Annotated in this window: 11 protein-coding genes; 4 read left to right on the forward strand and 7 right to left on the reverse strand. The window is 70.5% G+C overall.

Annotated features, from left to right (window positions below):
• On the forward strand, positions 1-379 hold a 379-nt coding region (locus AC2VOR_RS11195; RefSeq protein WP_486963798.1), incomplete at its 5' end, for a type I pantothenate kinase.
• A 41-nt stretch (positions 380-420) separates the two neighbouring features.
• Here the strand turns inward: AC2VOR_RS11195 and AC2VOR_RS11200 are convergent.
• From AC2VOR_RS11200 to AC2VOR_RS11210, 3 genes are all read right to left on the reverse strand, one after another.
• Complete coding sequence (locus AC2VOR_RS11200) at positions 421-843, reverse strand: hypothetical protein (RefSeq protein ID WP_369737348.1); 423 nt, start codon at positions 841-843, stop codon at positions 421-423.
• Between the two features lie 105 nt (positions 844-948).
• Entirely contained in the window at positions 949-2,049 is a 1,101-nt protein-coding gene (locus AC2VOR_RS11205; protein WP_369737347.1) for a methyltransferase, read from the reverse strand.
• A gap of 153 nt (positions 2,050-2,202) precedes the next feature.
• On the reverse strand, positions 2,203-2,991 hold the full coding sequence (locus tag AC2VOR_RS11210; protein WP_407685610.1) for a (2Z,6E)-farnesyl diphosphate synthase: 789 nt from the start codon (positions 2,989-2,991) through the stop codon (positions 2,203-2,205).
• Between the two features lie 164 nt (positions 2,992-3,155).
• Between AC2VOR_RS11210 and trhA the strand changes: the two genes are divergently transcribed.
• Complete coding sequence (gene trhA, locus AC2VOR_RS11215; RefSeq protein ID WP_369737345.1) at positions 3,156-3,926, forward strand: PAQR family membrane homeostasis protein TrhA; 771 nt, start codon at positions 3,156-3,158, stop codon at positions 3,924-3,926.
• A gap of 13 nt (positions 3,927-3,939) precedes the next feature.
• Here the strand turns inward: trhA and AC2VOR_RS11220 are convergent, their stop codons facing one another.
• From AC2VOR_RS11220 to mca, 4 genes are read right to left on the reverse strand one after another with little or no spacing between them, the layout of a single operon-like run.
• Positions 3,940-4,323, reverse strand: coding sequence for a nuclear transport factor 2 family protein (locus tag AC2VOR_RS11220; RefSeq protein ID WP_369737344.1), 384 nt, complete (start codon positions 4,321-4,323; stop codon positions 3,940-3,942).
• Positions 4,324-4,345: 22 nt separating this feature from the next.
• Positions 4,346-6,370, reverse strand: a complete 2,025-nt coding sequence (locus tag AC2VOR_RS11225) for a thioredoxin domain-containing protein (RefSeq protein ID WP_369737343.1) — start codon at positions 6,368-6,370, stop codon at positions 4,346-4,348.
• The gene (locus tag AC2VOR_RS11230) at positions 6,357-6,668 is read right to left on the reverse strand and encodes a hypothetical protein (protein ID WP_369737342.1); all 312 of its coding nucleotides are present in this window, start codon (positions 6,666-6,668) and stop codon (positions 6,357-6,359) included. Before AC2VOR_RS11230 ends, AC2VOR_RS11225 begins: the two co-directional genes overlap by 14 nt.
• The gene (mca, locus tag AC2VOR_RS11235) at positions 6,665-7,537 is read right to left on the reverse strand and encodes a mycothiol conjugate amidase Mca (protein WP_369737340.1); all 873 of its coding nucleotides are present in this window, start codon (positions 7,535-7,537) and stop codon (positions 6,665-6,667) included. Before mca ends, AC2VOR_RS11230 begins: the two co-directional genes overlap by 4 nt.
• A 113-nt stretch (positions 7,538-7,650) precedes the next feature.
• On the opposite strand from mca, the gene AC2VOR_RS11240 reads away from it, so the two are divergent.
• Both AC2VOR_RS11240 and greA read left to right on the forward strand, forming a co-directional pair.
• On the forward strand, positions 7,651-8,085 hold the full coding sequence (locus tag AC2VOR_RS11240) for a DUF4307 domain-containing protein (protein WP_407685612.1): 435 nt from the start codon (positions 7,651-7,653) through the stop codon (positions 8,083-8,085).
• Between the two features lie 210 nt (positions 8,086-8,295).
• A partial coding sequence (gene greA / locus AC2VOR_RS11245; RefSeq protein ID WP_486963799.1) for a transcription elongation factor GreA occupies positions 8,296-8,723 on the forward strand: 428 nt, incomplete at its 3' end.

Here is an 8,723-nt window from a genome sequence, read left to right on the forward strand (position 1 = left end):
GGCCAAGCAGGTCGTCCGCCACCCCGACATCCTGATCCTGGAGGGCCTCAACGTCCTGCAGACCGGCCCGACCCTGATGGTCTCGGACCTGTTCGACTTCTCGCTGTACGTGGACGCCCGCATCGAGGACATCGAGCAGTGGTACATCTCGCGGTTCCTGGCCATGCGCAGCACGGCGTTCGCCGACCCCGAATCGCACTTCCACCACTACGCGCCCCTCAGCGACACCAAGGCCGTCGCCGCCGCGCGCGAGATCTGGCGCTCGATCAACCGGCCCAACCTGGTCGAGAACATCCTGCCCACCCGGCCGCGCGCGACCCTGGTGCTGCGCAAGGACGCCAACCACTCCATCAACCGGCTGCGCCTGCGCAAGCTGTAGCTGCGGGGCCCGCCCGGACCCCGCAGCCACGCGTCGGGCGCTCAGGCCGCCAGGCGGCGCACCCCCAGATACTGCAGCGCGGCGAACGCCGTCGTGTACACGGCGCTGCCCAGCATCGCCGCAACCCCGAGGCCGGTCATGGGCACCAGGTCGGCGGCCAGCACCGCGGCCAGCGTGCAAGCGACGTTCGCGACGACGACACTGGCCCCGGCGCGGCGCGGACGGGGCACCGCCGCGAGGCTGAACACCACCAGCCCGTAAAGCACGAAAGCGGCGCCGAGGCCGTATTCCACGCCCGACGGCAGGCCGGTCAGCGACGACAGCGGGTCGGCGGCGAAGGCGACGGCGAGCCCGCACAGCCCGGTCACCGTCGCGTCGGCGCGCATGGCGAAACGCAGCAGCGAGTCGGTCGAGTCGTAGAGATGAGGGGCGCCGAGACCGGACGCACCGGATACCGAGGTCATGCGATCACTCCTTGCGATGGCGGATGGGTCGAACACGTCTCAGCGTCGCCGCGGAGCACTGCCACGTCGACGCGCGGCACTGCCAACCACTGCCACCGACCCCGCCTACACCGCCTCGGCCTCGATGACGCTGAACGGCGAGGCCGTCTCGACCACCCGCGTCAGCCGGAAGCCGGCGCGCTGCAGGAGCCGGCGGTATTCCTCCGCGGTGCGTTCGCGGGCGGCGGCGCTGACGAACATGTCCAGGTCCAGCCATTTGCCGGGGGAGTCGCGGTCGTGCGCCGGGATCACCAGCTCGATGAGCAGCACGTGCTTGCCGGTCGCGCACGCCGAGCGCACGTTGCGCAGGATGCGCTCGGCGTCGTCGTCGAGCCAGTCGTGGATCACGTTCTTCAGGACGTAGATGTCGCCGCCGGGCGGAATCACGTCGTCGAAGAACGAACCCTCGGCGATCTCGACGCGGTCGGCGACGCGGTGTCTGCGCAGTTCCTCCGGCGCCCCCGCCACCACCTGCGGCATGTCGAACAGGACGCCGCGCGCCTGCGGGGTGGCGGCCAGGATGGCCGAAAGCAGCCGGCCGTGCCCACCCCCGACGTCGACGATGGTGGCGCGGGCACCGAAGCTCCCGAAGTCGTAGGCCGCCATGAGCGGGGCGATCGAGAGTTCGGAGACGTTGGTCATGGCCTGGTTGAAGATATCGTTCAGTTCCGGCTGGCCGGCCAGGTAGTCGAACATGTTCTGGTCGGCCATCTCGGCGGCGACGCATCGGCCCGCGCGGATGCCGTCGCTGAGATGGCTCCAGCGCTCGCGCAGCTGGGGCGAGCCCGCCCAGCGGGCCCACGCGGCCAGCGAGATCTCGGCGTCGCGACGCAGCGGCTGAGCCAGCGGGGTCAGGTCGTAGCGGCCGTCACGGCGCTGGCGAAATATCCCGCGCGAGATCAGGGCGCGCATGAGCCGGGTGAGTGCGTCGGTGTCCGCGCCGACCGCCTTCGCCAGGTCCCCGGCCGCGAGCGGGCCGCTCGCCAGCGCGTCGGCGATGCCGAGATCGGCCGCCGCCGTGATCGCCTGCGCCACCCACGCGTCCATCAGCATTTCCAGCAAGACCGCCGGAGCGGGAAGCGTCCGGCGGTACAGCCGGCCGAGGTGATGCCTGGCGCGTTCGATCGCCCGGACGACCTTCGCGGGCGGAATCGTCGACATAGCCATTCCAGTGCCCTTTCGGTAACCGATGCCCCGGCTGCGAGAGTAACTGCCGCGGCGCGGGTGCACCGGGTTCGTCAACGCGGGGCCGCGGTCGGCGAACCGGCATCGACGCGCCCGCGCAGGTCTGGCACGCCGGGGACCCGCCGATAACCCTCGCTACTTGCCGTACCTGCGGTGCCGCTCGCTGTAGGCGCGCAACGCGCGCAGGAAGTCCACCCGGCGGAACGCGGGCCAGTGCGCCTCGGTGAACCACATCTCCGAGTACGCGCTCTGCCACAGCAGGAACCCGGACAGGCGTTGTTCGCCGGACGTGCGGATCACCAGGTCGGGGTCGGGTTGCCCGGAGGTGTAGAGGTTCTCGGAGATGGCGTCCACGGTCACCGCCTCGACGAGTTCCTCGGCCGTCGCGCCGTTGGCGAGTTCCTTGCCCAGCAACGCCCGCACCGCGTCGACGATCTCGCGGCGGCCGCCGTAGCCGACCGCGACGTTGACGTGGAAGGACGCCACGGCCGGTGTCGACTTCACCGCGCCGCGCAGCCGCCGGGCCGGTTCCTCGCCGAGCAGCTCGAGGTCCCCGACGGTGCGCACGCTCCAGCGGTTGGCCGGGGCGCAGATCTCCTCGACGACATCGGTGATGATCTCGATCAGCCCGGCCAGCTCGGTGGGATCGCGTTGCAGGTTCTCGGTGGACAGCAGGTAGACGGTGGTCATCTCGATGCCGGCCTCCTGACACCAGCGCAGCATCTCGGCGATCTTGGCGGCGCCCATCCGGTAGCCGTAGCTGACGTCGTCGTAACCCGCGTCGCGCGCCCAACGCCGGTTGCCGTCGCACAGGACCGCGATGTGGCGCGGCAGTTCGGCTTTGGACGCGGCCAGGCCCTGCCGCAGCCGCAGCTCGTAGACCTTGTAGAGCGGCTCCTTGAGCCGGGGCGGGATGATCTCCACGAAGACCCACCCTACTGTCGGGCGGCCCGATTCCCGCCGTGATTGCGGCGGATGACACCGCGCGGGCGTCATCGCAGCGACGACCCTCCGCGGCTAGTGTGGAAGGCCAGCGCTCGTGGCATGTTTTTCGACGTGCGAGCCCGACGTGCAAGGCAACAGGAGACATGAGCAGGCAGACCAGCACACCCGCCGATTCGGGGGCCGATTCGGAACCCCGATCAGAGTCATCCGCCCCGGAGAACCCGGTCGAAGAGCTCGTCGAAGACGCCGCCCGGATCCTGACGAAGCCGCGGATGCGCGGCTGGATCCACTTCTACTCGGCGTGGCTGGCGGTGGTGTGCGGGACGACCCTGGTGTCGGTGTCGTGGGCGCTCGCCTCGCCCCGCGCCGGGCATTCGACGCTCATCTACGCCGCGGCCACCGTGGCGATGTTCGCCGTCAGCGCCACCTACCACCGCGTCCAGTGGAAATCGGTGGCCGCCCGGCAGTGGATGAAGCGGCTGGACCATTCGACGATCTTCTTGTTCATCGCCGGCAGCTACACTCCGTTCGCGCGCCTGGCCATGCCGCAGAGCACCGGGGTGACGGTGCTGTGGATCGTGTGGGGCGGCGCGGCGGCGGGGATCGTGCTGAAGGTGTTCTGGCCGACGGCGCCCCGCTGGGTGGGCGTGCCGCTGTATCTTCTGCTGGGCTGGGTGGCGGTGTGGTACGCCCCGACGATCATCCACACCGCCGGGGTGGCGGCGATGGTGCTGCTGGCCGTCGGCGGAGTGTTCTACAGCGTCGGCGGCGTGTTCTACGCACTGCGCTGGCCCGACCCGTGGCCGCGCACGTTCGGCTATCACGAGGTGTTCCACACGTTCACCGTGCTCGCGGCGGTACTGCACTACATCGCCATGTGGCTGGCGGTCTTCTACGTCGGCCACCCGGCCTGATCGCGCCGGAGCTTCAGAGCTGGGTCACGTCGGTGGCCGACCAGTACGCCTTCATCGTGGTGACCTTGCCGCGCTCGTCGAAGGCCATGACGTCGATCGGCTCGATCAGCATCCGCTGACCGCCCGCGTTCACGGTCAGCCGGAACTGGAAAGCCGCCTCGTTGCCGGCCACCCGCAGCGACACCAGTTCGCACTCGCGCTGCGCACCCTCGAGCGCGGAGTAGAAGCCGTGGATCGCCTGGCGGCCGATGTGCACCTCACCGCCGACCGGGTCCTCGACCGTGGCATCGTCGGCGTAGAGCTCGACCAACTCGTCCGCGCTGCCCCCGGCGACCAGCGCGATGTAACGGTTGACGGTTGCGGTGATCGCTGGGGTGCGATCGTCGGCGTGCGGCATGAGACGCAGGGTAACGGCCGCGCTAGCGCCGGGGGACACCCAGGGCCGCGGCCAGCTCCGCGGCCCGGGTCACCGGGAGGTCGCACACCCGGCCCCGGCACACGTAGGCAGCGTCGGCGTCGCCGACCCTGGCGCGGCCGGCGAGCAGCGCCGACGAGTCGGGCGCGCCCCCGACGACAATCGCCCCGCCGGGCGCCAGGCGGCGCGCCTCGGCGAGCAGCTCCGAGCGTGCCGGGTCGCAGGCGACAGCGACCTGCAGCGGCCCGCGAACCGCCAGCTCGGCGACCGACACCCAGTTGCCGGCCGAGCGCGGCGCCTGCGCCAGCAGCACCGAATGGGCGTCGAGCGCGGCGGAGGCCGCCTGCAGGTACCGTTCGGCGCGGGGCCCGTCGACCAGGTGCGCCGCAGTCAGCAGCGCCTCGGTGACCGACGACGCGCCCGACGGCGTCGCGCCGTCCAGCGGGTCGGCGGGCCGCAACATCAGCTCCTCGGCATCGTCGGCCGTGTCGAACCAGCGGCCGGGCCGGTCCGGGTCGGCGAAGCGCTCCAGCGCGGTGTCCAGCAGCCCGGCCGCCGCCGTCAGCCAGTCCTCCTGGGCGGTCAGCTGATACAGCGCCAGCAGGCCGGCGGCCAGCATCGCGTGATCGTCCAGGGTGGCGGCGCTGTCGCCGACCACCCCGCCCAGGCTGGTCCGCCGCAGCCGGCCGCCGACGATATGCAGGTCCAGCAGCGCGGCCGCACAGCGCGCCGCGGCGCGGGCCAACTCGGGTTCGTCCAGAGCCACGCTGGCCTCGGCCAGCGCGGCGATCGCCAGCCCGTTCCAGCAGGTGACGACCTTGTCGTCGCGGCCCGGCTGGGCCCGGGTGCGGCGGGCGGCCAGCAGCGCGGACCGCACCCGTTCCAAGCGTTGCGGATCGTCGGGGTCTTCGCGCAGCTGCAGCACCGAGGCCCGGTCCTCGAACGTGCCGGACCGTGTCACCGCGAAAATCTGCGCCGCCCAGCGGCCTTCGTCGTCACCGAGCACCTCGCTCAGCTGCTTGCGCGTCCAGACGTAGGTCGAACCCTCGCGGCCGTCGGCGTCGGCGTCCAGCGACGAGACGAACATGTCGGCGTCGGACAGCTCGACGAGCAGGAAGCGCGCCGTCTCGGCGGCGATGCGGCGGGCCAGCGGATCCCCGGTGCGGCGGGCCCAGTGCGCGTAGGCGCGCAGCAGCAGCGCGTTGTCGTAGAGCATCTTCTCGAAATGCGGGACCACCCAGGCGTTGTCGACGCTGTACCGGGCGAAGCCACCGGCGAGCTGGTCGTAGATTCCGCCGCGGGCCATCGCGTTGCCGGCGCGTTCGACCGCCTCCAGGGCGGCCGGCGAACGGGTGCGCTCGTAGTTGCGCAACAACGCCTCGAGCACGGCAGCCGACGGGAACTTGGGTGCATCGCCGAAGCCGCCGTTGACCTTGTCCTCGCCGGCCAGCAGTGCCGCGACGGCGTGGTCGCACACCGCCGGGACCAACGCCGAACTCCCGCTTGCTTGCTCCCAGAACGTGGCCGTCATCGTCCGCAGCTCCCCGGCGATGCGGTCAGACGCCTCCTCGACGTCGTCGCGGCGGTCCCGCCAGGTCTCCGTGACGGCCGTGAGGATCTTCAGAAAATCGTCTTTCGTGTAGTACGTGCCGCAGAAGAAGGGCCGGCCGTCGGGGGTCAGAAAGCATGTCATCGGCCAGCCCCCCTGACCGGTGAGCGCGACGGTGGCGTTCATGTAGACCGCGTCGATGTCCGGCCGCTCCTCGCGGTCGACCTTGACGCAGACGAACCCCGCGTTCATCGCGGCGGCCACCTCGTCGTCCGCGAACGACTCGTGGGCCATGACGTGACACCAGTGGCAGGCGGCGTAGCCGACGGACAGCAGGATCGGCACGTCGCGCGCCGCCGCGGCCGCCAGCGCCTCCGGCGTCCACTGCTGCCAGTGCACGGGATTGTCGGCGTGCTGGCGCAGGTACGGGCTGGCCGCCAGCCCCAGCGTGTTCGTCCGGGCCAGGTCAGCGGGGCTCATCACCGGATCCTGGTGGCCGCGTCGCGCCGTCGACGTCGCCCCCCTCGTCCGCGGCCGGGTCGACGGTGTCGGTGCCCTCGTCCGCGGCCTGGTCGGGGGCCGGGTGCTCGGGGTCGAACGATTCGGGCACCTTCTTCAGTTGCCGGTTCATCGACCGCAGCAGAAACAGCGTGGCAATCAGCAGCAGCACGATCACCAGCAGCCCCAGCGGGCTGGCCTTGCCGAAGTCGGGCCCATGGTTGCGCGGCGCACCGTCGGCCCAAACCGCGACATGGGCCGCGAGAAGAACATGATTCACCCGTCGACCTCGATTCCGGCGAACAAGTCGTCCTCGGGCAGGCGGACCGGCACCCGGGAGCGGGCCAACTCGAACTCCTCGGTCGGCCACAGCCGCTCCTGCCATGCGATGGGAGCGGCGAAGAAGTCGTGGTTGGGGTCGATCTGCGTGGCGTGCGCCCGCAGTGCGTCGTCGCGCCGGCCGAAATAAGCCGAGCACTCCACACGCGTCGTCACCCGCGACTCGAACGGGTCATGCTCGGGATCCCAGTGCTCGAGCCACTTCTTGAACGGGGCGTCGCGGCCGTGCTTGAGGGCCTCGTCGTGCAGCAACTGCATGCGCGCCCGCAGGAACCCGTGGATGTAGTAGAGCTTGGACACCGTCCACGGGTCGCCGGCCTCCGGGAAGCGCCGGTAGTCGCCCGCGGCCTCGAAGGCGCCGACCGAGACCTGGTGGCAGCGGATGTGGTCGGGATGGGGGTAGCCGCCGTTCTCGTCGTAGGTGGTGATCACGTGCGGCCGGAACTCGCGAACCAGGCGCACCAGCGCCTCGACCGACTCCTCCAGCGGCGCCAGCGCGAAGCAGCCCTCGGGCAGCGGCGGCGGCGGTTCGCCCTGGGGCAACCCGGAGTCGACGAAACCCAGCCAGGCGTGCTCCACGCCCAGGATCTCGGCCGCCTTCGCCATCTCGTCGCGGCGGACCTCCGGCAATCGCCCGCGCACGTCGGGCAGGTCCATCGCCGGGTTGAGGATGTCGCCGCGTTCCCCGCCGGTCAACGTCACCACCAGCACGCGATGCCCCTTGTCGGCATACTTGGCCAGTGTGGCCGCACCCTTGCTGGATTCGTCGTCGGGGTGGGCATGCACCGCCATCAACCGCAGTTCGCTCACACGCTCCCTCGTCGCTCCGCCGGCCGGCCCGTTCGACCATATAATTGCAGTTCTCGATCGTCGGCATCCCCTAGGCCGGGGTTGCCCGATCGCCATCCAGATATGAATCACGCATGAGCGAGACTTTTATTCCTCGCCCCGAGGGCCGCTACGGGCGTCCTCGACTGTCGCGGATGTCGCGGCGGGGCCTGGCCATCGCGCTGGCCGTCCTCGCGGTCGCGGCCGGTGTCGTGGTCGCCGTCATCGGCTATCAACGGCTCGGCACCAGCGACGTCTCGGGTTCGCTGGCCGGCTACCAGGTCATCGACGACGAGACGGCCTCGGTGACGATCAGCGTGACGCGCTCGGACCCGTCGCGGCCCGTGGACTGCATCGTGCGGGTTCGCGCCCGGGACGGCAGCGAGACCGGTCGACGAGAGGTGCTGGTCCCGCCATCCGACCAGGCCACGGTGCAGGTCACGACAACCGTGGACTCCTACCGGCCGCCGATGATGGCCGACATCTACGGCTGCGGCACCGACGTCCCCGACTATCTGCGACCGTCCTGACCGCGAACTGCGAATTTGTGGGTCACCAGATGTTTCCGCGGTGGTAACATGGATGAATGCACGGTTCCTGCTGGGACCGTGTATTGCTGCATTAATGGCCGTGGGCGGGGCGACGCGGCAGCAACCGGGGGTTCCCGAGGCGCCCGCCGGCGGCAGCACACGAAGGCTTACGCGACGGCGCGGAAGCGACAACACGAGGAGCGCGACGAGATGACGGATACTCAGGTGACCTGGTTGACCCAGGAGTCACATGACCGACTCAAGGCCGAGCTCGATCAGCTGATCGCCAACCGTCCGGTCATCGCAGCCGAAATCAACGACCGCCGCGAGGAGGGCGACCTGCGCGAGAACGGCGGGTACCACGCGGCGCGTGAGGAGCAGGGCCAGCAGGAGGCCCGTATCCGCCAGCTGCAGGACCTGCTGAGCAACGCGAAGGTCGGCGAGGCGCCCAAGCAGTCCGGCGTCGCCCTGCCCGGCTCGGTCGTGAAGGTCTACTACAACGGCGACAAGTCCGACACCGAGACGTTCCTGATCGCCACCCGCCAGGAGGGCGTCAACGACGGCAAGCTCGAGGTGTACTCGCCGAACTCGCCGCTGGGCGGCGCGCTGATCGACGCCAAGGTCGGCGAGACCCGCAG

The organism is Mycobacterium sp. TH-M103, from assembly GCF_057473785.1.

Bases quoted from the DNA above. Each gene is read 5' to 3' on its own strand.
- AC2VOR_RS11200 (WP_369737348.1), bottom strand. From the start codon at position 843: ATGACCTCGGTATCCGGTGCGTCCGGTCTCGGCGCCCCTCATCTCTAC.
- AC2VOR_RS11205 (WP_369737347.1), bottom strand. From the start codon at position 2,049: ATGGCTATGTCGACGATTCCGCCCGCGAAGGTCGTCCGGGCGATCGAA.
- trhA (WP_369737345.1), top strand. From the start codon at position 3,156: ATGAGCAGGCAGACCAGCACACCCGCCGATTCGGGGGCCGATTCGGAA.
- AC2VOR_RS11220 (WP_369737344.1), bottom strand. From the start codon at position 4,323: ATGCCGCACGCCGACGATCGCACCCCAGCGATCACCGCAACCGTCAAC.
- AC2VOR_RS11225 (WP_369737343.1), bottom strand. From the start codon at position 6,370: ATGAGCCCCGCTGACCTGGCCCGGACGAACACGCTGGGGCTGGCGGCC.
- AC2VOR_RS11240 (WP_407685612.1), top strand. From the start codon at position 7,651: ATGAGCGAGACTTTTATTCCTCGCCCCGAGGGCCGCTACGGGCGTCCT.